The sequence below is a fragment of the Jejubacter calystegiae genome (genome assembly GCF_005671395.1).
In the GTDB taxonomy this organism is placed as follows: domain Bacteria; phylum Pseudomonadota; class Gammaproteobacteria; order Enterobacterales; family Enterobacteriaceae; genus Jejubacter; species Jejubacter calystegiae.
Window position 1 is genome coordinate 3,002,920 of the sequence record NZ_CP040428.1, and the last position, 19,616, is coordinate 3,022,535.

The 19,616-nt window shown below is 53.5% G+C and carries 20 protein-coding genes, 1 pseudogene and 1 riboswitch; of the genes and pseudogenes, 11 read left to right on the top strand and 10 right to left on the bottom strand.

The window, feature by feature from the left end:
- Window positions 1-111 precede the first annotated feature (111 nt).
- A complete protein-coding gene (gene uvrB, locus FEM41_RS13770; protein WP_138096506.1) occupies window positions 112-2,127 on the top strand; it encodes an excinuclease ABC subunit UvrB in 2,016 nt (671 codons plus the stop codon).
- Here the strand turns inward: uvrB and yvcK are convergent, their stop codons facing one another.
- Complete coding sequence (yvcK, locus tag FEM41_RS13775) at window positions 2,128-3,033, bottom strand: uridine diphosphate-N-acetylglucosamine-binding protein YvcK (RefSeq protein ID WP_138096507.1); 906 nt, start codon at window positions 3,031-3,033, stop codon at window positions 2,128-2,130. It abuts the gene before it with no gap.
- A gap of 233 nt (window positions 3,034-3,266) precedes the next feature.
- On the opposite strand from yvcK, the gene FEM41_RS13780 reads away from it, so the two are divergent.
- Window positions 3,267-3,782 (top strand): hypothetical protein, encoded by a 516-nt coding sequence (locus FEM41_RS13780; protein ID WP_241666498.1) that lies wholly within the window; start codon window positions 3,267-3,269, stop codon window positions 3,780-3,782.
- Between the two features lie 159 nt (window positions 3,783-3,941).
- Here the strand turns inward: FEM41_RS13780 and FEM41_RS13785 are convergent, their stop codons facing one another.
- From FEM41_RS13785 to FEM41_RS13805, 5 genes and pseudogenes are all read right to left on the bottom strand, one after another.
- Complete coding sequence (locus tag FEM41_RS13785) at window positions 3,942-4,403, bottom strand: NanQ anomerase/TabA/YiaL family protein (protein ID WP_138096508.1); 462 nt, start codon at window positions 4,401-4,403, stop codon at window positions 3,942-3,944.
- 5 nt (window positions 4,404-4,408) lie between these two features.
- The gene (gene yiaK, locus FEM41_RS13790; RefSeq protein ID WP_138096509.1) at window positions 4,409-5,425 is read right to left on the bottom strand and encodes a 3-dehydro-L-gulonate 2-dehydrogenase; all 1,017 of its coding nucleotides are present in this window, start codon (window positions 5,423-5,425) and stop codon (window positions 4,409-4,411) included.
- 24 nt (window positions 5,426-5,449) lie between these two features.
- On the bottom strand, window positions 5,450-6,979 hold the full coding sequence (locus FEM41_RS13795) for an MFS transporter (RefSeq protein ID WP_138096510.1): 1,530 nt from the start codon (window positions 6,977-6,979) through the stop codon (window positions 5,450-5,452).
- A 319-nt stretch (window positions 6,980-7,298) separates the two neighbouring features.
- Window positions 7,299-7,622, bottom strand: a pseudogene (locus FEM41_RS13800) (hypothetical protein).
- Window positions 7,623-7,784: 162 nt separating this feature from the next.
- A complete protein-coding gene (locus FEM41_RS13805) occupies window positions 7,785-8,705 on the bottom strand; it encodes a LysR family transcriptional regulator (protein WP_138096511.1) in 921 nt (306 codons plus the stop codon).
- A 248-nt stretch (window positions 8,706-8,953) separates the two neighbouring features.
- On the opposite strand from FEM41_RS13805, the gene FEM41_RS13810 reads away from it, so the two are divergent.
- The 8 genes from FEM41_RS13810 (at window position 8,954) to FEM41_RS13845 (ending at window position 15,068) form a co-directional block, all read left to right on the top strand.
- The gene (locus FEM41_RS13810) at window positions 8,954-10,177 is read left to right on the top strand and encodes an MFS transporter (protein WP_138096512.1); all 1,224 of its coding nucleotides are present in this window, start codon (window positions 8,954-8,956) and stop codon (window positions 10,175-10,177) included.
- Window positions 10,170-11,009: an SDR family NAD(P)-dependent oxidoreductase gene (locus tag FEM41_RS13815; protein WP_138096513.1), complete on the top strand. Its 840-nt coding sequence runs from the start codon at window positions 10,170-10,172 to the stop codon at window positions 11,007-11,009. Before FEM41_RS13810 ends, FEM41_RS13815 begins: the two co-directional genes overlap by 8 nt.
- Before the next feature lie 423 nt (window positions 11,010-11,432).
- A riboswitch (molybdenum cofactor riboswitch) is annotated at window positions 11,433-11,571 on the top strand.
- Entirely contained in the window at window positions 11,559-12,548 is a 990-nt protein-coding gene (moaA, locus tag FEM41_RS13820) for a GTP 3',8-cyclase MoaA (RefSeq protein WP_138096514.1), read from the top strand. It overlaps the preceding riboswitch by 13 nt.
- Before the next feature lie 55 nt (window positions 12,549-12,603).
- The gene (gene moaB, locus FEM41_RS13825; RefSeq protein WP_138096515.1) at window positions 12,604-13,116 is read left to right on the top strand and encodes a molybdenum cofactor biosynthesis protein B; all 513 of its coding nucleotides are present in this window, start codon (window positions 12,604-12,606) and stop codon (window positions 13,114-13,116) included.
- 2 nt (window positions 13,117-13,118) lie between these two features.
- Complete coding sequence (gene moaC / locus FEM41_RS13830; protein ID WP_138096516.1) at window positions 13,119-13,604, top strand: cyclic pyranopterin monophosphate synthase MoaC; 486 nt, start codon at window positions 13,119-13,121, stop codon at window positions 13,602-13,604.
- Complete coding sequence (moaD, locus tag FEM41_RS13835) at window positions 13,597-13,842, top strand: molybdopterin synthase sulfur carrier subunit (RefSeq protein ID WP_138096517.1); 246 nt, start codon at window positions 13,597-13,599, stop codon at window positions 13,840-13,842. The genes moaC and moaD overlap by 8 nt, the downstream gene beginning before the upstream one ends.
- Window positions 13,843-13,846: 4 nt before the next feature.
- Window positions 13,847-14,299: a molybdopterin synthase catalytic subunit MoaE gene (moaE, locus tag FEM41_RS13840; protein ID WP_138096518.1), complete on the top strand. Its 453-nt coding sequence runs from the start codon at window positions 13,847-13,849 to the stop codon at window positions 14,297-14,299.
- Window positions 14,300-14,360: 61 nt separating this feature from the next.
- Entirely contained in the window at window positions 14,361-15,068 is a 708-nt protein-coding gene (locus tag FEM41_RS13845; RefSeq protein ID WP_138096519.1) for a Bax inhibitor-1/YccA family protein, read from the top strand.
- Between the two features lie 4 nt (window positions 15,069-15,072).
- Here FEM41_RS13845 and FEM41_RS13850 read toward each other — a convergent pair whose 3' ends face one another.
- The 3 genes from FEM41_RS13850 to FEM41_RS13860 are packed head-to-tail and all read right to left on the bottom strand — an operon-like array spanning window position 15,073 to window position 17,998.
- Window positions 15,073-16,017, bottom strand: coding sequence for a lysylphosphatidylglycerol synthase transmembrane domain-containing protein (locus FEM41_RS13850; protein ID WP_138096520.1), 945 nt, complete (start codon window positions 16,015-16,017; stop codon window positions 15,073-15,075).
- A complete protein-coding gene (gene clsB, locus FEM41_RS13855) occupies window positions 16,017-17,240 on the bottom strand; it encodes a cardiolipin synthase ClsB (protein WP_138096521.1) in 1,224 nt (407 codons plus the stop codon). Before clsB ends, FEM41_RS13850 begins: the two co-directional genes overlap by 1 nt.
- Window positions 17,237-17,998: an endonuclease/exonuclease/phosphatase family protein gene (locus tag FEM41_RS13860; RefSeq protein WP_138096522.1), complete on the bottom strand. Its 762-nt coding sequence runs from the start codon at window positions 17,996-17,998 to the stop codon at window positions 17,237-17,239. Before FEM41_RS13860 ends, clsB begins: the two co-directional genes overlap by 4 nt.
- 132 nt (window positions 17,999-18,130) lie before the next feature.
- On the opposite strand from FEM41_RS13860, the gene FEM41_RS13865 reads away from it, so the two are divergent.
- Entirely contained in the window at window positions 18,131-18,544 is a 414-nt protein-coding gene (locus FEM41_RS13865; protein WP_138096523.1) for a YbhQ family protein, read from the top strand.
- Here the strand turns inward: FEM41_RS13865 and FEM41_RS13870 are convergent.
- The gene (locus FEM41_RS13870) at window positions 18,506-19,612 is read right to left on the bottom strand and encodes an ABC transporter permease (protein WP_138096524.1); all 1,107 of its coding nucleotides are present in this window, start codon (window positions 19,610-19,612) and stop codon (window positions 18,506-18,508) included. The two genes, FEM41_RS13865 and FEM41_RS13870, sit on opposite strands and share 39 nt — an antisense overlap.
- Window positions 19,613-19,616: the final 4 nt, after the last annotated feature.

The window sequence follows — 19,616 nt, forward strand, 5'->3', positions numbered from 1 at the left end:
TGAATGGTAGGTTACTGTGTTTTCATCCAGCTATTGTGATTGGCAAAAGCCGCCATGGCGAGTAAAATTACTCTCCGGCTTGCACACTTCTTCACCACCAGGTAGCCCGCCATGAGCAAAGCGTTAAAACTCCACTCCGCCTTCCAACCTTCCGGCGACCAGCCTGATGCCATTAAACGCCTCTGCGAGGGGCTGGATGACGGGCTGGCGCACCAGACTCTGCTGGGGGTAACCGGCTCGGGGAAAACCTTCACTATTGCCAACGTCATCGCGAATTTGCAGCGCCCCACCATGGTGCTGGCGCCGAACAAAACCCTGGCGGCGCAGCTGTATGGCGAAATGAAGGAGTTCTTCCCGGAAAACGCGGTGGAGTATTTCGTCTCTTATTACGATTACTATCAGCCCGAAGCTTACGTGCCCAGCTCCGATACCTTTATTGAAAAAGATGCCTCTGTGAACGAGCACATCGAGCAGATGCGACTGTCGGCCACCAAAGCGCTGCTGGAGCGGCGCGATGTGGTGGTGGTGGCATCGGTATCCGCTATCTATGGTCTGGGCGATCCCGACCTCTACCTGAAGATGATGCTGCATCTGACCGTCGGGATGCTGGTGGATCAGCGTTCGATTCTGCGGCGTCTGGCGGAGCTGCAATACACCCGTAACGATCAGGCGTTCCAGCGCGGCACCTTCCGGGTGCGCGGCGAGGTTATCGATATCTTCCCGGCGGAATCCGACGAGATAGCGCTGCGGGTGGAGCTGTTCGATGACGAAGTGGAGCGGCTGTCGCTGTTCGATCCGCTGACCGGCCACGTGGAGTCCACGGTGCAGCGCTACACCATCTACCCCAAAACCCACTATGTGACGCCGCGCGAGCGCATCATCCAGGCGATGGAAGAGATCAAAGTCGAACTGGCCGATCGCCGCAAAGTGCTACTGGCTAACGATAAACTGCTGGAAGAGCAGCGCCTGAGCCAGCGTACTCAGTTCGATCTGGAGATGATGAACGAGCTGGGCTACTGCTCGGGCATCGAAAACTACTCACGCTATCTTTCCGGGCGCGGCCCGGGCGAGCCGCCGCCGACCCTGTTCGACTATCTGCCCGCAGACGGACTGCTGGTGGTGGATGAATCCCACGTGACCATTCCCCAGATTGGCGGCATGTTTCGCGGCGACCGGGCGCGTAAAGAGACCCTGGTAGAGTACGGTTTTCGGCTGCCGTCGGCGCTGGATAACCGCCCGCTGAAGTTTGAAGAGTTCGAGGCGCTGGCGCCCCAGACCATCTACGTTTCCGCGACGCCGGGCAATTACGAGATGGAAAAATCCGGCGGCGATGTGATCGATCAGGTGGTGCGGCCTACCGGCCTGCTGGATCCGATGATCGAGGTCCGACCGGTAGCGACTCAGGTGGACGATCTGCTGTCGGAGATCCGTCAACGTGCCGCACGCAACGAACGGGTGCTGGTGACCACCCTGACCAAACGCATGGCGGAAGACCTGACCGAATATCTGGAAGAGCACGGGGAGCGGGTACGCTATCTGCATTCGGATATCGATACCGTGGAGCGGATGGAGATTATTCGCGACCTGCGACTGGGCGAATTCGATGTGCTGGTGGGGATCAACCTGCTGCGAGAGGGGCTGGATATGCCGGAAGTCTCGCTGGTGGCGATTCTTGATGCCGATAAAGAGGGCTTCCTGCGTTCAGAACGCTCCCTGATTCAGACCATTGGCCGCGCTGCGCGTAACGTTAACGGCCAGGCGATTCTGTACGGCGATAAGATTACTCCTTCCATGGCGAAGGCGATTGGCGAAACCGAACGCCGTCGCGAGAAGCAGCAGCGCTATAACGAAGAGCACGGCATTGTGCCCCAGGGGCTTAACAAGAAGGTGGTGGATATTCTGGCGCTGGGCCAGGGGCTGGCGCGCACCAAAGCGAAGGGACGCGGTCGCGGTCGGGCGGCCGCAGCGCCGGAAGCGGCAGAGATGACGCCGAAGGCGCTGCAGCAGAAGATTCAGCAACTGGAAGAGCAGATGATGCAGCACGCCCGGGATCTGGAGTTCGAAGAGGCGGCGGCGTTGCGCGACCAGATTCACCAGCTGCGCGAACTGTTTATCGCCGCTTCTTGATCAGCCCAGCGCCTGGAGCGCTTTTTCCAGCGCCAGGCGCAGCAGGTGGCGATCGTGGCGGTAGGGGATGTCGCTGGCCTCCAGCGGCTCCTCAATGATAGTCCGGTCGCCGCAGCCCTGGGTGCTGACGCCGGGGCGCGCCACCACCGCATCTACAAAGTGTTTCCCCACGTGGCGCTCCATGAGCGCCAGCCGTTGACCCAGATCCAGATCGGCGGCGGGACTGTGTTCCGCGCCCAGGTTATCGATAAACACCACCGGTGCCGGGGTTCGGCGCAGAGCCTGGGCCATATCTTCAAGCAGCAGAATGGGCATCAGGCTGGTATAGAAGCTGCCGGGCCCCATAATGATCAGATCGGCGTCGGCAATGGCCTGCAGGGCTTCGCGGGTGGTCTGGCCCTTTGGCGATAGCATCAAATCCGCCGGAGGCGCGCTGAGCTGGTCGATATCCACCTCGCCATATACCAGATTACCATCGCTGTCGGTAGCGGCCAGATCCAGCGGCTGTTCGGACATGGGGATCAGAAAAGCATCGACCTTGAGCAGGTTGCGAATCAGGTTAATGGCTTCCAGCGGCCGCACGCTCAGGTGATCCAGCGCCTTTAACATCAAATTTCCGAGATTATGGCCCGAAAGCTCGCCATTACCGCCAAAACGATACTCAAACATCGCCGATGCCACGCTGGGCTCGGTAATTAACTGGTTCAGGCAGTTGCGCGTATCACCCCAGGCGATACCGCCTTCGGAGCGGCGGATACGGCCTGTGGAGCCGCCGTTATCGGTGGTGGTAACAATGCCGGTAAGGCGCGAGCCCAGAGAGGAGAGGGCAGACATCACGCGCCCCAGCCCGTGACCACCGCCCAGGGCGACCACCCGGTCAAGATCGGCAAAAGTGCGACTACGCATAGCGATTCCTTCAGGATAACTTTCCGCCCTTAAGGTAGCGCAAAGTGGTGGAAAAGACGAATTGCGGTTACTCTTGCCTCCTGAGTCGATGAATGCCGTTGCAAACTCTTCAGCGTTTGTCGGTAGTGCAATTTCGGGTACCATCAGGAATCCTCAGAATATTGCGTAATCCGGAAAATGCATTTTTGGTTTAATTCAGTCGTTCTCATTTACAGGAAATCATTGACCCGGCGATGATGAAATATATTAGAAAGAGCCTTGCGTTAAGCTCTGTCACTACAAAGAAAATGGCGACTGATGATCCGCAGCGACTTGAGTTATTAAAAGATCGATTAAAAAGCCGATTCGGCGTGCCTGTCGGCATACATATAACAGGTATTCCCTTAGCTATCAGCATGATACTTGCCATTTTTTGCTACGCCATGCCACAGGTTTCTGTCTGGATGATGCTGTTTCGCTGGCTGGGGTTACCGGAACATAAGGTATTAATGGGAGTGTTCTTTGCCGCAGTGGTTTATTGTGTGATTATTATGACCACTATGTTACTGACTTCACGTGGTTCTTTAACGGGATATAAATTACATCTTGTGGTTATTGTGTTGACAGGAATGATAGCCAGTGTTTATTTTGTCTCTTCCTGGTTTTCATTTTTATTCGGCTCTGTTGATAATTACACGCCGCAGATACCATCTGTTTTAGGGCTGATATTCTTCGGTCTGAATATTATGTGGATGAATTCGTGTCAATAGCCCTGATCTTACATAACCGGGCATGGCGTAAGCAACTGAAAATAGAGGCACGGCATAGGGCAGGGATTAGGCGTTCGGATTATCACGGTGGGTGAATGACTAACTCAACCTTAATAAAGCAATAAAATGAGCCACTCCATTTTAAGGAGTGGCTCATTTTTAAAGTGAAGCAACAGGAACTTTAGCAACTATTTTCCTGACTCTACTGATGACGCTTTTGTGACACAATGGTGAGTGAATATCCCATGGAAAGAAGATAATGAAATCACCATCTTTCAACGTCATTTGATTCAGATCAAGATCGGGACGATCGTAAAAATAATTATCATCCTCTGGTTTTTCCATATTAGGTTTTATATCCCCAAGGCAACCAAATTCAGCCAGCTCATTTCCAGAGATCACGAATTGAACATCAATAAAGTCTTTATGTGTTTCAGGAGTACGTTTCTCAGGCAGATCAGTATTCGCTGTAAATGTCTTAAAAATAACGCCATTTACTTCTTTCTGTCCATCAGGATGCACTGAAAAATCTAAATCCTTAATCGCGCTGAGAACTTCATAGATGGCAACTGGCAGCTCAATCTGAGATTTACTTAATTGTTCGATATTTCCTGTAATCATGGTCACTACCGTTTCGCCAGTTCTTGTACTTCTGCCCAGACGCCATCATCCGCCGGAATACCGTTTGCGCTGAAATTAGTACGGTTAGCCAGCTCCATTTCACCAGGGTAGTACACATCACGCTGGCCTTCGGCTGGAGTCGAGGTTTTCACATACTCAGCGACACTCGCGGCCATATTTTCACTGAATTCTTTACCGCCAAAATGTTTAGGATCAAACACCATAAATACCTGACTCGCACCGGTACAACTACCTTCCTGGATTTTATCGATCTCGTTAGTCGGCACACCGGCAGTCAGGAATGCCGCCATGGCATCGAGCAGTACTGCCATGCCAGAGCCTTTCCAGTAGCCGGTTGGCAGGATACGCATAGACTCTTCAATCGGACCAGGTTCATCCGTCAGGTTACCCTCTTTATCAAAACCACCAGGGAACGGCAATTTTTCACCTTTGAGACGGGTTACTTGCAGCTTGCCGTAAGCGTACTGAGACATTGCCATATCAAGAACCAGGGCACCTTTTTTCATCGGTACAGCCATGACATAAGGGTTATTACCTAGACGTGGGTTTTTAGCTCCCCATGCTGGCATACAGGATTCTGTATTCGTCCAGCAAATCGCGGCATAACCTTTCTCAGCGGCTTTCCAGCCGTAGGTACCGCCACGCATCCAGTGGGTGGTATTGCGCATACCAACGATCGCGATACCAAATTCACTGGCGAGCTGCATTGCTCTTTCCACTGCAAACAGTGAATTGGTAATGCCGATGCCGCGCTGACCATCGTAAATCTCCATGCTGCCAAGGGTTTTGACCTGCTTAGGCTCAGCGTTAATATCCACCCAGCCTTTTTTAACGTAATCCACAAAACGGGCAACACGGTTCAGACCATGAGAGAAAATACCATCGCAGCTCGCTTCGGTATGAATTTGAGCACAAATGTCAGCTTGCTTTTCGCTTAAACCAGCATTCATAAATGCTTGTTTAACGGTGTGCTTCATCTCGTCAAATTTAACTAATGCCATAACGTATCCTTTATATATTAAGAATTAACTCTGTGATGCTTTTGATAAAGAAGTATCCTCACGAGAAACTTTGTTGTTTCCCCACAGGTATTCATAGTCCCAGCCGGTAAGTAATTCGACTATTTCTTTTGTCTCTGGTGTTACATTTTTTTTGCTGCCATTGTTTTTTAGCCGACTAATTTCATCGACAAGGACCGCATGATTTTTCTGCGTGAGTCTGAACTTCAATGAGCAGAGAATACCGAAGGTAAGGAATGCAACAGAACCAACGCCGAACACCATTACAATACCATGAATTGTTTCAGGACCTTGTGACATGCTTTTTGCGACGAACCCATAATACTGAAGAATAACACCGACCAGGAAGAGAGCAAGGGCCTGCACAGCTTTACGCACAAATGTCATTACGCCTGCGAAAATACCTTCCCGGCGTTTGCCTGTAAGCATTTCATCGATATCCGGAATAAAGCTATAAATATTCCAGCAGACATAATAAGTACCTGAACGACCGATTCCCATCAGCAGCGCTGCGACATAGACCAGCCAGGAACTATACGGCAGGGCGAAAAAATGAATGGCCAGGAACAATGCCACGCTCAGCAACATAAAGCTTTGCGCAATTTTATATGACTTGCCATTACCAAATTTAATACAGAGGGTAATAAATAAAGCTACACATAAAAATTGCACTATCGTCATAAACGTTAAGGCATTTGAAGCATTAACCGGCGTCTCGCCCAGGACAAAGATTATGTAATACGCAAGTATCGCTCCGAGGACGTCAAGCGCCACATATGCGCCCAGGTACATGCCAACGTGTTGTCTGAACGTTCTTAACTGGAACGTAGATATCAGGGAACGGAACAGATGCTTCATATCCTGGGAGAAGTCCTTTCTCGGTGAATCAGGGTCAAAGGCTATAGGCCGCTCCCATGTAAAGAGATACAGGCAGAGAATAACCACTGCAAAAAGCACCCCAAAGATAACCCCCATATAGAGGAATGAAGAGGGGTTACTATCCCCAAGAAAGTTGATGATCCGTCCTGGTAACCAGGCCGCAAGAATGCCAGCTCCGGTTGAGAAGAACATCCTTATCCCAGTCAGTTTCGAGCGTTCTTTGAAGTCATTAGTCATTTCTGCGGCTAACGTTTCATAGGGAACAATAACTAAGGTATATGCGACATAGAACAGGATGTAAGTTGATAGGTAATAGAAGAAGCCCATTCCGTTTATCCACATGATAATATAAGTAAACATTACAAGTGGCCCGCCAAACAGAAAGAAGAATCCCCTACGACCATATTTCTGGCCAATCCTGGTTCGATAAAAATTATCGGTGACATAACCCATTAACGGGTCAAAAAATGCATCCAGGAGACGCGCGATAGCAATAATAGCTCCTGCCTGTGCCGGGCTTAATCCGGCATAGGTGGTATAAAAGAACATTAACCAAAGGCCAAGTACAGCGAAACTGCCACCGCCAAAAAAATCACCGCCGCCATAAGCCAGCATATTTTTTAGCTTTATAGGCTTATCCATGTCACGATTTATCATTTTATACCCTTAAGACTGTCAATCATTTAGGTTGGTTAAAATCTACGCCGATGAATACTACCATACAAGTTTAACTATAAAAAAACATGTCCTACTTCACATAAATATTTACATAGGTTGTTAACCAATAGAATATTAAGCATAGATTGAAATATTAAAAAACACCCATATTTCAATTGGTTAATATATTATTACGCTGTACTTGTTAGTTAGTTCGTTGACGAACGTAAACTGTCGATATTGGTGTCTGAATCATTCAGAAATACTTTGCCTAAAGCTCCACTTATGGCACAGGGCCGCTGTTGCAGCCCTGACAACCTTAGGCTTCAATCGATTCAGAGATCTCTAGCGCATCATCGACTTCAATGCCAAAATAACGGACTGTACTTTCCAGTTTCTTGTAGCCCAACAGAAGTTGGATCTGAACAAAGGGAAGAGATCAGCTACCATATGCCACATCAGATACTTTGAGTTTGACCAGATCACAGCCCCGAAGCTTACTGTCCAGGGCCATATTGAATGGAGCTAAATCGCGCGTTTTACCTTCCAGTTCAAGTCGGATTCGGATACCCCAGATATGAGATATCTGAAGTGGTCTTTTTTGGCCTATGATACGGTCTTTGTTCCACGGTGACGTGTTCATACTCAAATCTCCTGCAATGTGGGAGATTTGAGTATGGTTGTCCCTTATGAGCGATAAGCGGAAGTTCACCTTTTTAGTACCTGAACCCTACATCGCAATAAATAAAAAATGTAGGGTTCGTTTTGCAGGGATGCTTACACTTACACTGTCATGTAAGTGAAATTAGACAGGCATTCTTTCTCGTAACACCGTGATAAATTCGTGTAGCCCCGGCAAATTATGACGGTTACGGGGATAATAAAGATACATAGCTGGCTCTACAGGTGACCAGTCAGGCAAGACAACTCTTAATTCACCATTTTTAATATACTTTTCAACCCTTTTTTCCGGACAGTAGGTGATCCCTACATCGCCAAGAGCAAGGTCTATGCCCGTGATGGTGTCACCAACACATACCTGTCCCGGGACATCAATTTCACGGTAGTCGCTATCTTTTCTGAATTCCCATTTATAGATAGTTCCTGCACCCGTACGAATTTGAATACAAGAGTGCGCCATAAGGTCTTCCGGAATAAATGGAGACTGATGGTGGTAAAGATATCGTGGTGACGCTACGGCAACCCATCGTAATTCCTGACCTAATTTTACCGCGATAAAATCTTCAGGTACGGTTCCACCATAGCGAATCCCCGCATCGAACCCCTCTGAAATGATATCTACCATGCGATCATCAACAGTGATATCAATCTGCATATCCGGGTAGCGTTTTAAAAATGCGGGAAGATGAGGACCAATAATCAGTCTTGCGCCGTCATGGAGGACATTGAGTCGAAGGCGTCCGACAGGTTTTTCTCTGGATGCATTAATTTCGTCTAAGGCTTCAATGATTTCTTCAAAACCAACGTTCAGACGGGCCGACAGCTTCGCACCAGCCTCTGTGGGCGAAACGGTTCGACTGGTTCGGTTAAGTAGCCTTACACCGAGTCTTCCTTCAAGGTTTCTGACGGCGTGACTCAAGGCAGATGTGGTTATCCCTAGTTCAACAGCGGCCTGAGTAAAGCTTCGCAACCTCTCTACAGCCCGGAAAGCATTAAGGTCTGCAAGATCGCTACGGGATAAACGGGCTACCGGTCGTACAGGCATAGTGACACCTCAAATCGTTGAACATGACTCACGAATACATCTCGTGATATTCAATAATATGCCATGGGGTCGGGTTTTGTTGAATTCAATTTAGTGGATTGCTTTCCAGTGTTGAGTTGAATTCAACAAAGCATCCTGGTTAATTCATCAGAAAAGCCTGCATTTGCGATTAAAATCGTTTCCTACAAGATCTGGGGCCTTTGCTGGCCTCAGGTCATCATTGTGCCGCAGTTCTTTCAGGTTGATTTATGCATAATTCCGAAACGCTGAATAATGAAGATATCTTCGACAAAGATAATCTGGTGAAGCCACCGATAAGCTTGTTTGCGGCTATCCTGACGTTAGCGCTGGGCGGCCTTTTTATTGGTACAGGTGAGTTTGCCACAATGAGTTTGCTTCCCTCTCTGGCAAACGCAACCCAGGTTTCTATCCCCATCGCGGGACAATATATTAGCTCATACGCCGTTGGTGTTGTGATTGGGGCACCGGTGATGGCAGTTATTGGAGCAAGATGGCCGAGAAAATGGCTGCTTTATTGTCTGCTGTTTATCGCTTTATTGGGCTACGCGTTTAGCGCTCTTGCATGGAGCTACCCTTCACTAATGGTAGCGCGTTTCATCTCAGGCCTGCCTCATGGAGCATGGTACGGTGTCGCCGGGCTGGCTGCATCTGTGATGGTACCCGAATCGAGGCGTACTCAATATATCGGCTATGTGATGTTAGGTCTTGCTGCTGCCAATGTGGCAGGCGTTCCTGCAATGACATGGCTTGGACAACAAATGGGCTGGCGGGTGGCTTTCTCGTTCGTAGCAGTCGGTGTCACGATCACCGCATGTATGCTCTATTTCTTCATACCTTCAACCTCGCCTGACCATAATGCTTCACCCTTGAGAGAATTGAGTGCCCTGGCAAAGCCTCAGGTCTGGTTTACGCTGGCCGTAGCCACTGTCGGTTTTGGCGGAATGTTTGCTGTTTATAGTTATATCACGCCAACTTTGACTCAGGTCTCTCGCTTTTCTCTATCAGAGGTTCCTGCGGTGCTAGTCTTGTGGGGAATGGGTATGGTCTGTGGAAATATAATTGGCGGCTGGATGGCAGACAAATCACTTATCCCGGCCATCTTTATCATGCTCTTCTGGAACATTGGCTGCCTGGGGTTATTTGCTCTCGTCGCACAATGGAAATGGGCTGTCCTGATTGCATTATTCCTGCTGGGAAACGGTTTTGCCCTGGTTCCTGCTCTCCAGAGTCGCCTAATGAACGTCGCCAGCGATGCTCAGACACTGGCTGCCTCGCTCAATCACAGCGCCTTTAACCTATCTAATGCCATCGGTGCTTCATTAGGTGGTATGGCAATCGCTGCTGGGGCTGGTTGGGCGACCACGGGTTGGGTTGGCGCTGCTCTGGCATCTGGAGGATTAGTTTTCATGGTTTTATCCGTAATTGCATCTAAAAGGAGTCAGCATGCCTGACAATATAATTATCCGCGACAACGTAGCAGTTATCACCGGGGCCGCTCATGGGCTTGGCGCTGCAATGGCAAGACGTTTTGCTTCCGAAGGAATGCAACTGAGCTTATTCGACAGAGATGAGCAGGCACTTTTGTCTTTATCTGAATCACTTGCGGTCAAAACTTGCAGCACAGTTGGCGATGTGGCCAGCAATGAAGACCTGCAAACGTTTTATAACAACACGAAGACTGAATTTGGCAATGTGTCATTACTGGTGAACAATGCCGCAGTGAATACCGGAGCCGGTCCCTGGGATGAGCCAGAACGCTGGCTGAAACACTTACAGATTAACCTGCTTTCTGCCATCACTCTTCAGCATTTATTTGTTCCGGATATGCTCTCTCATCATACCCCTGCTGCTGTGGTAAATCTGGGTTCGAAAGAAGGCATCACCACACCACCCGGTAATGCTGCCTACAGTGCCGGGAAAGCCGCTATTAAAGTACTTACGGAACAGTTAGCGCATGAGCTTCGTCAGATTGCAGCCGATCGCGTAACGGCCCATCTTCTCATTCCAGGCTACACCTGGACCCCGATGAATTTTCCGGGGATGGATGAGAAGAACGATATTCAGCCAGAAGCCGCATGGACTGCAGCTCAGGTAGTTGACTACTTCATAACTGGCTTCACCCGTGGGGATTTTTATATCCTGTGCCCTGATAATGAAGTCACACCTGAGATGGATGCTAAACGAATAGCATGGGCAAACCAGGACATTATAGAGAATCGTCCGGCACTTTCCCGCTGGCACCCGGACTGGAAAGAACAGTTTGATACGTGGATGAAAAAGTAACGTTGATAAGACAACGGGGTAATTATCATCTCTTGTGATTGTAATCTGTAATGTCCGCTACTGGCACAAAGCAGCCATTGCACATAGCGTAAAAATAAAGCAGGCAAAGGCGTAGTGATTTCGTGAGTTTTTGTTCGGGCTATACCTGATCTGTAGAGGGATAGGTATAGCAACCTGGGGCAATGGTATGAACGGCATAGCCGGTAGCTCGCCTGGGAAGAACGCTCTCTGCACACGCCAAACGCCGGTGGCACTTTGCGTTGACCGGGCGCTGCAGGAGATAATGATGTATATCAAAGCAAAAGCGCGATTTTGACGTATCCTGTCGTCAACGTATTGAATATTAACGCTATATATAAAGATACATAACGAAAGATGCGGTTGGCGAAAAGCAAAAATTACCGCTACTATCGCCTCTGTAACGACACAACTAAACACTCAAGCCTTTGCCGCCTAAGTCAGACTACGATACGGCGCTCAGGCCGTGGCTCCGGGCCACCAGGGTGCAGGAAGAAATGACTGCATCTCCCGATATCTGGAAAGGTGTACATGGTCACTCAACTTACCGACGCGTTTGAGCGTAAATTTTACTATCTGCGCCTCTCAATTACCGATGTCTGCAACTTCCGCTGCACTTACTGCCTGCCGGACGGATATCGCCCCCATGGCGTCACCAATAAGGGCTTTCTGAGCCTCGACGAGATTCGCCGCGTCACCCGCGCTTTTGCCGCGCTGGGCACCGAAAAAGTACGCCTGACCGGCGGCGAGCCGACCCTGCGCCGTGACTTTACCGATATTGTGGCCGCCGTTGCCGAAAACCCGGCGGTTCGCCAGATTGCGGTGACCACCAACGGTTATCGCATGGCGCGCGACGTTCGCGCCTGGCGCGATGCGGGACTGACCGCCATCAACGTCAGCCTGGACAGTCTGGATGCCCGTCAGTTTCACGCCATTACCGGCCAGGATAAGTTCGACCAGGTGATGGCTGGTATCGATGCCGCCTTCGACGCGGGCTTTGAGCGGGTGAAGGTCAACACCGTACTGATGCGAGACGTCAACCACCACCAGCTCGACACCTTCCTGGACTGGATTCAGTCGCGGCCGATCCAACTGCGCTTTATTGAGCTGATGGAAACCGGCGAAGGGGGCGAACTGTTCCGCAAGCATCATATCTCCGGCGCGGTACTGCGTGACGAACTGCTAAGGCGCGGCTGGATCCACCAGATCCGCAGCCGTAGCGACGGTCCTGCCCAGGTCTTCTGCCATCCCGACTATGCCGGTCAGATAGGCCTTATCATGCCCTACGAGAAGGACTTTTGCGCCAGCTGCAACCGGCTGCGCGTATCGTCCATCGGAAATCTGCATCTGTGTCTGTTCGGCGATGGCGGCATTGCGCTACGCGATCTGCTGGCCGACGATGACCATCAGGACGAGCTGCGCTCGCGTATCGAACGCGCGTTGACCCATAAAAAGCAGACCCACTTCCTGCATGACGGCCATACCGGCATTACCCAGAATCTTTCGTATATCGGCGGCTGAGCCGCGGACAGCCTGACGGGGCGGGCTAACAGCTCCGCAATCAAGGAGAATAACAATGAGTAAGGTAAGCGCAGAATTTATTGCGGCGCGCATCGCCGTATTAACTATTTCCAGCCGACGCGGCGAAGATGATGATACCTCCGGCCACTACCTGCGCGATGCAGCTCTGGAGGCTGGCCATCAGGTGGTGGCGAAAGCGATAGTTAAAGAGAACCGCTATGCCATTCGCGCCCAGGTGTCCGCCTGGATTGCCGACGAGAACGTCCAGGTGGTACTGATTAACGGCGGTACCGGTTTTACCGAGGGCGATCAGGCGCCGGAAGCGCTGCTGCCGCTGTTTGACCGTGAAGTCACCGGTTTTGGCGAGCTGTTCCGGATGCTCTCTTTTGAAGAGATCGGCACCGCCACGTTACAGTCGCGTGCGATTGCCGGTATCGCTAACCGAACGCTTATCTTCGCGATGCCGGGTTCGACCAAAGCCTGCCACACAGCCTGGGAGAAAATTATCGCAGCCCAGCTTGATGCCCGTAACCGCCCCTGTAATTTCCATCCGCATTTGAAGAGCTAACGATGTCGCAACTGACCCATATTAATCAGTCCGGCGAAGCGCACATGGTGGACGTCTCCGCGAAGGCGGAAACTACCCGCGAAGCGCGCGCCGAAGCCTTTGTCACCATGCGCCCGGAAACCCTGGCGATGATTGTCGACGGACAGCACCATAAGGGTGATGTGTTCGCCACCGCACGTATCGCCGGGATCCAGGCCGCCAAGCGCACCTGGGAGCTGATCCCGCTGTGCCATCCGCTGCTGTTAAGCAAAGTGGAAGTGTCCCTGAACGCTGAACCAGAGCACAGCCGGGTGCGTATCGAGGCCATGTGCCGCCTGAGCGGTAAAACCGGCGTAGAGATGGAGGCTCTGACCGCCGCGTCGGTGGCGGCGCTGACTATCTACGATATGTGTAAAGCGGTGCAGAAAGATATGGTGATTGGCCCGGTGCGTCTGCTGGCCAAGAGCGGTGGCAAATCCGGTGATTTCAGGGTGGAACAACATGATTAATGTGCTCTTTTTTGCCCAGGTGCGCGAACTGGTGGGCTGCGACAGCCTGAGCCTGGAAGGAGAGTTTAGCGACGTGGAATCCCTGCGTCGCGCCCTTGTCGAACGTGGCGACCGCTGGGCGCTGGCTTTGGCGCCCGGTAAACTGCTCTGCGCGGTCAATCAGACCCTGGTGCCCGTCACCCATTCGCTGCGCGACGGCGACGAAGTCGCCTTCTTCCCACCGGTTACGGGGGGCTAAAACGATGCAGGATACCCGAATTCGCGTAGGCCGTGACGGCTTTAACGTTGGTGAAGAATACCAGTGGCTGGCCGCCTGCGACGCCGATGGCGCGGTGGTGACTTTTACCGGTAAGGTGCGCAACCATAATCTGGGAGACAGCGTCAGCGCGCTGACCCTGGAGCACTACCCCGGAATGACCGAAAAGGCGCTGGCGGAAATCGTGGTTGAAGCGCGCGAACGCTGGCCGCTTCAGCGCGTGACGGTAATTCACCGCATCGGCGAACTGTGGCCCGGCGACGAGATAGTCTTTGTCGGCGTGACCGGCGCTCACCGCAGCCAGGCCTTCGAAGCGGCCGAATTTATTATGGATTACCTGAAAACCCGGGCGCCGTTCTGGAAACGGGAAGCCACGCCGGAAGGGGAGCGCTGGGTCGAAGCCAAAGAGAGCGATAAGTCCGCCGCCGGACGTTGGTGATCCTCCCCCTTGCGAATGTGTTAATCTTAAGATCCCAGGGGTAATTTTGTGAGGAACCATCATGGACCGATATCCACGTTCTGATTCAACCGTCGTTCAACAGGGCAGCCGCCTGCAAACCTATATGGCGCAGGTCTATGGCTGGATGACCTGTGGCCTGCTGCTGACCGGCTTTGTCGCCTGGTATGCCGCTAACACGCCGGAACTGATGATGTATATCTTTTCCGGCAAGTTTATCTTCTTCGGGCTGATTATCGCCCAACTGGCGCTGGTGTTTGTGCTTTCCGGACTGGTGCATAAGCTCAGCCCTGGGGTCGCCACCGGGCTGTTTATGCTCTATTCGGCGCTCACCGGGCTGACCTTCTCCAGTATCTTCCTGGCCTACACCTGGTCGTCCATCGCCAGCACTTTTGTGGTGACCGGCGGTATGTTCGGCGCCATGAGCCTCTACGGCTACACCACTCAGCGCGATCTCAGCAAATGGGGCAGCCTGCTGTTTATGGGGCTGATTGGCCTGATTCTGGCATCGCTGGTGAATCTGTGGCTTAAAAGCACGCCGCTGATGTGGGCGATTACCTATATCGGGGTGCTGATCTTCGTAGGGCTGACGGCCTATGATACCCAGAAGCTGAAGAATCTTGGCGAGCAGATAGATACCCAGGATAAGGCCCAGATGCGCAGATACTCCATTCTGGGGGCGCTGACCCTCTATCTGGACTTCATCAACCTGTTCCTGATGCTGCTGCGTATTTTCGGCAACCGCCGTTAAGCGCTTACCGCGCCGGGCTTTCAGGCCTGGCGCGGCCCTCCATCCACAGATAGCCCAGGGTGGCCAGCAGCAGTGGAATAAAGAAGTAGAGCAACCGCCAGGTGAGCAGGGCGGCGAGCAGCGTTCCCTGATTCACGTGACTGCCAGCCAGCAGCGCAATAAACACCCCCTCCAGCACGCCAATTCCCGCCGGAATATGAACGATCACCCCGGCAATGCTGCTGACCAGTAACACCCCCAGCACCAGCAGATAAGCGGGCCTGTCGCCCATCAGTACCCAGATAATCGCCGCCATGGTCATCCAGTTGGCGCTGGAGAGCAGTAATTGCGCCAGTGCGAATTTTCCGTCAGGCAGCGCCAGCGTAAGGCCGCGCAGGGTAAAGCGCCGCCGTTTCAGGCGGGCGCAGCACCACAGCCAGCCCGTCACCAGCGCCAGCAGCAGCGCCCCCAGCAACTGGAGCGTTCGCGGCGTAATGTACCAGTGGGCGGGCAGGGGGACCGCCCCCAGGCTGAACAGCAGGCCGCCCAGCAGCAGATAGCCGAGCCAGTTGGTGGTCAGGCTGAGCGAAAAGATAGCGGCGATGGTGCTACCGCTCAGTCCAGGGCGGGAATAGAGGCGGTAGCGCATGGCGATGCCGCCGACCCAGGTGCTTAGCGTCAGGTTAAAGGCGTAGCAGATTGCGGCGATCGAGATCACTTTTCCTGCACCCAGAGAGTGACCGCACCAGGCCCGGGCCAGCAGATCGTAACCGCCATACAGCAGATAACTGAACGCCGCCAGTCCGGCGGCGAACAGCAGCGTGGAAGGGGGGAGTTGCAAAAACGCCCGCCACACTTCCGGCCAGTCGACCTGACGCGCCCAGAAGACAATCAGCGTCAGCACCCCCAGCACAAACAGCCAGTTCAGCAAGCGCGTAACGCGGCGCCAGTGCGGATGGGTGGCGGCCATCAGGGTTTAACCTCCGGGCGGTCACTCTGGGTAGACTGCCCGTTATTTTGAGGTTTGACCCGGGTCACGCGCGGCAGATGAGCCGGCAGCCAGCCCACCATGGCGGGGAAGTGGCGCAGGAAGTGGAAGGCCAGCACGCTGAAGGCCAGATTCCACCAACTGCGGCGCGGCAGCATGTTCTCATCCACCCGCTTGCTCTGGTGTTCGATAAGGGCGTCCAGATTATCGCGCAGCTCCTGATTAAAGTCGCTGTCGTGGATCATCAGATTGGCCTCCAGGTTAAGCGACAGGCTGAGCGGATCCAGGTTACTGGAGCCGACGGTGGCCCAGCGTTGGTCCATCACGGCCACTTTGCCGTGCAGGGCGCGGGTCTGATATTCGAAGATTTGGACCCCGGCCTTGAGCAGGTAGCGATACAACAGGCGCGACCCCACCTGGACGATGGGCATATCGGGCTGTCCCTGAACCAACAACCGCACCTGCACGCCGCGCCGGGCCGCGTTACGCATGGCGTGTAGCAGACGGTAGCCGGGAAAGAAGTAAGCATTGGCGATAGTGACATCGCGCCGGGCGCCCGCCAGCATTTTCAGATAGTAGCGTTCGATATCGTCGCGGTGCTGGCCGTTGTCGCGCCAGATAAATAGCGCCTGCGCCTCGCCGGCGTGGGGTTCGTGAGAAGGACCGTGGCCGCGCCAGCCGTAAAAGGGGCGCTCCGGTTCCGGCAGAGTGCTTTCCACATAGCTGCGGATATCCTCCACCACCGGGCCGGTGACCATCACGGCATAGTCTTGTTTGGCGTCAGTGCCGTAGCTGGCCATATGCTCGTCGCTAAAGTTAAGGCCGCCGACGAAGGCGACTCGCTCATCCACGACTACGGTTTTACGATGCATGCGGCGGAACAGATTGGTTCGCATGCCGAACAGCCTGGGGCGCGGATCGTAATAGCGGACGATGACTCCGGCGGCTACCAGTTCGTCAATAAAGTGTGCGGAGAGTTCCGGGGTGCCGTAGCCGTCCAGCAGGCATTCGACGCGAACGCCGCGTCTGGCGGCCGCCAGCAGGGTATGGCGCAGTCGCCAGCCTACGCTGTCCTCGAACCAGATAAAGGTTTCCAGCAGCACCTGAGTGCGGGCAGAGGCGATAGCGTCGAACACCGCCGGGAAGAACGCCTCGCCGTTTTCCAGTAACTGAATATGGTTGCCCTGGCGCCAGCGGTTTTTCACAGGTGAATCTCCACGGCCAGAGGGGCGTGATCGGAGAGATGACGCCAGTCGCGTAGCGTCAGCGCCCAGGGGGTGCTGGCAGAGGCATATTTAACGTAGATACGGTCCAGGCGCAGCAGGGGGAAGCGTACCGGGAAGGTGCGCGCCGGGCGTCCTCTGGCGCGGGTAAAGACCTCGTCCAGCCCGGCCAGCTCCCGCAGCGGCCGGTTGGCTTTCTGGCGCCAGTCGTTAAAGTCACCGGCCACCACTATCGGCTGATCGGCAGGCAGGTCGTTGACCAGGCTCGCCAGTTGCCGCAGCTGGATGGCGCGATGGCTGTCGTGCAGCCCCAGGTGCACACAAATAATATGGATATGCCGACCGCTTTCCGGTAGCAGAATGCGGCAGCGTAGCAGGCCGCGCTTTTCGTGGCCGGGGATGGAGACATCGTGATTTTCAAACTGCTCAATGGGAAAGCGGGAAAGAATGGCGTTGCCGTGGTGCCCTTCGGGGTAGACGGCGTTGCGGCCGTAGGCGTAGTCGCGCCACATGGTATCGGCCAGAAATTCATAGTGGGGCGCATCCGGCCAGCCGGCCACCCTTAAGGCGTGGATCTCATGCTCCCCCAGCACTTCCTGCAGGCAGACGATGTCCGCCGAGACGCTGCGAACCGCCTCGCGCAGCTCTGGCAGGATAAAACGCCGGTTCAGGGCGGTGAACCCTTTGTGGGTGTTGATGGTCAGCACCCGCAGCGAAAAATGCGCCGTTTTGTCGGTCATGAGCCTCCCACAAATGCCTCTCCGTAGACGATAAAGTGTAGTCTTTGTCACAAAAAGTTGGCGGGATACGGAATTTTCCTTAAAGTACTGTACTCTGAAAGAACAGAAAAAAAGACTAAATGGAGACGAGCCATGAAGTGGCAACAACGTATTCGTGTGGCAACTGGCATGAGTTGCCTGCAGATTATGCTGCATTTACTGGTAGTCGCATTACTGGTTATGGGCTGGTTGAGCAATACGATGGTGCGCGTCGGGCTGGGGCTCTGCACACTGTACGCGGTCACGCTGATGCTGATGTTAGTGTTCCAGCGCCATGCGGAAGGCTGGCGCCGGGAGTTTGCCGATCTGCTGGAAGAACTGACCACCGCCTGGTACTTCGGGGCTGCGCTGATCGCCATCTGGCTGCTTTCCCGGGTGGTGCATAACAATTTTCTGCTGGCCGTTGCCGGACTGGCGCTGCTGGCTGGCCCGGCTCTGGTCTCACTGCTGATTAAAGACCGCCGCCGCTCAGGCGATCTTCCTGCGAAACATAGCGTACGCCGCTAATCCTGTTGTGGCCGCTATCACCAGTAGCGGCCATAAGCTCTGCCAGATGATGTGGAAGCTGGCATCCTTCAAATAGATCTGCTTGGTGATTTCGGTAAAGTGACGGATGGGGTTTACCCAGGTCAGGTTCTGTAACCAGACCGGCATATTCTCGACCGGAGAGACATACCCCGATAGCAGAATCGCCGGCATCATAAAGACAAAGACCCCGATAAACGCCTGCTGCTGGGTGGCGCACAGCGACGAAATCAACAGCCCGAACCCCACCAGCGACAGCCCGTACACCACCATGGTGAAGTAGAACAGCAGCAGCGAACCGGCAAAGGGTATCTGGTAAACCAAAATACCGGCCAGCAGCACGATAGTGGCCTGGAAAGTAGCGACGATAAGCGCAGGAATCGCTTTACCGACAAAAATCTGCCAGGTGGTAAGCGGCGAAACCAGCAACTGGTCGAGGGTGCCCTGTTCGCGTTCGCGCGCCACGGAAAGCGAAGTCACAATCATAATCCCGACGGTGGTGATCATCGCCACCAGCGACGGCACCACGAACCAGTCATAGTCCAGGTTGGGGTTGTACCAGTTACGCACCACCAGCTCGCTGTTGCCGCTGCGCTCCTGGCCCTGAGTCAGCTCATTCTGATAATCCATAACAATCTGCTGCAGATAGCGGGCCGCTATCTGAGCGCTGTTGGAATTTCGCCCGTCGAGAATCAGTTGAAGCTGGGTGGGCTTGCCCTGATCGAGATCCCGGGAAAAGCTTGCCGGAAAGCGGGCCACCAGCAGGGCCTTCTGAGTATCGATAGTGGGCTGGACTTGCTGAGGACCGTGCAGTCGCAGGACGTGGCTGAAGGCGTTAGCCCGGGCAAAGCGCTGGGTCAGCTCCACCGAATGCCTGCCGTTGTCTTCGCTGTAGATGGCGATGGTGGCGTTGGTCACTTCCAGGGTTGCCGCCAGCGGGAACAGCACCACCTGAATAATCACCGGTAGCACCAGAATGGCGCGGGTCTGAGGCTCTCGCAGCAGCGACTGTAGCTCTTTGCGAATCAGTGTCCATAAACGATGTAGCATCAGA

Excerpts from the sequence above, each read along its gene's own strand:
- FEM41_RS13785 (WP_138096508.1), bottom strand. The coding sequence starts at position 4,403 with ATGATTACAGGAAATATCGAACAATTAAGTAAATCTCAGATTGAGCTG.
- moaA (WP_138096514.1), top strand. The coding sequence starts at position 11,559 with ATGGTCACTCAACTTACCGACGCGTTTGAGCGTAAATTTTACTATCTG.
- FEM41_RS13850 (WP_138096520.1), bottom strand. The coding sequence starts at position 16,017 with ATGGCCGCCACCCATCCGCACTGGCGCCGCGTTACGCGCTTGCTGAAC.
- moaB (WP_138096515.1), top strand. The coding sequence starts at position 12,604 with ATGAGTAAGGTAAGCGCAGAATTTATTGCGGCGCGCATCGCCGTATTA.
- FEM41_RS13845 (WP_138096519.1), top strand. The coding sequence starts at position 14,361 with ATGGACCGATATCCACGTTCTGATTCAACCGTCGTTCAACAGGGCAGC.
- FEM41_RS13795 (WP_138096510.1), bottom strand. The coding sequence starts at position 6,979 with ATGATAAATCGTGACATGGATAAGCCTATAAAGCTAAAAAATATGCTG.
- moaD (WP_138096517.1), top strand. The coding sequence starts at position 13,597 with ATGATTAATGTGCTCTTTTTTGCCCAGGTGCGCGAACTGGTGGGCTGC.
- uvrB (WP_138096506.1), top strand. The coding sequence starts at position 112 with ATGAGCAAAGCGTTAAAACTCCACTCCGCCTTCCAACCTTCCGGCGAC.
- FEM41_RS13870 (WP_138096524.1), bottom strand. The coding sequence starts at position 19,612 with ATGCTACATCGTTTATGGACACTGATTCGCAAAGAGCTACAGTCGCTG.
- FEM41_RS13860 (WP_138096522.1), bottom strand. The coding sequence starts at position 17,998 with ATGACCGACAAAACGGCGCATTTTTCGCTGCGGGTGCTGACCATCAAC.
- moaE (WP_138096518.1), top strand. The coding sequence starts at position 13,847 with ATGCAGGATACCCGAATTCGCGTAGGCCGTGACGGCTTTAACGTTGGT.
- FEM41_RS13805 (WP_138096511.1), bottom strand. The coding sequence starts at position 8,705 with ATGCCTGTACGACCGGTAGCCCGTTTATCCCGTAGCGATCTTGCAGAC.
- FEM41_RS13815 (WP_138096513.1), top strand. The coding sequence starts at position 10,170 with ATGCCTGACAATATAATTATCCGCGACAACGTAGCAGTTATCACCGGG.
- FEM41_RS13865 (WP_138096523.1), top strand. The coding sequence starts at position 18,131 with ATGAAGTGGCAACAACGTATTCGTGTGGCAACTGGCATGAGTTGCCTG.
- FEM41_RS13810 (WP_138096512.1), top strand. The coding sequence starts at position 8,954 with ATGCATAATTCCGAAACGCTGAATAATGAAGATATCTTCGACAAAGAT.
- FEM41_RS13780 (WP_241666498.1), top strand. The coding sequence starts at position 3,267 with ATGATGAAATATATTAGAAAGAGCCTTGCGTTAAGCTCTGTCACTACA.
- moaC (WP_138096516.1), top strand. The coding sequence starts at position 13,119 with ATGTCGCAACTGACCCATATTAATCAGTCCGGCGAAGCGCACATGGTG.
- yvcK (WP_138096507.1), bottom strand. The coding sequence starts at position 3,033 with ATGCGTAGTCGCACTTTTGCCGATCTTGACCGGGTGGTCGCCCTGGGC.
- yiaK (WP_138096509.1), bottom strand. The coding sequence starts at position 5,425 with ATGGCATTAGTTAAATTTGACGAGATGAAGCACACCGTTAAACAAGCA.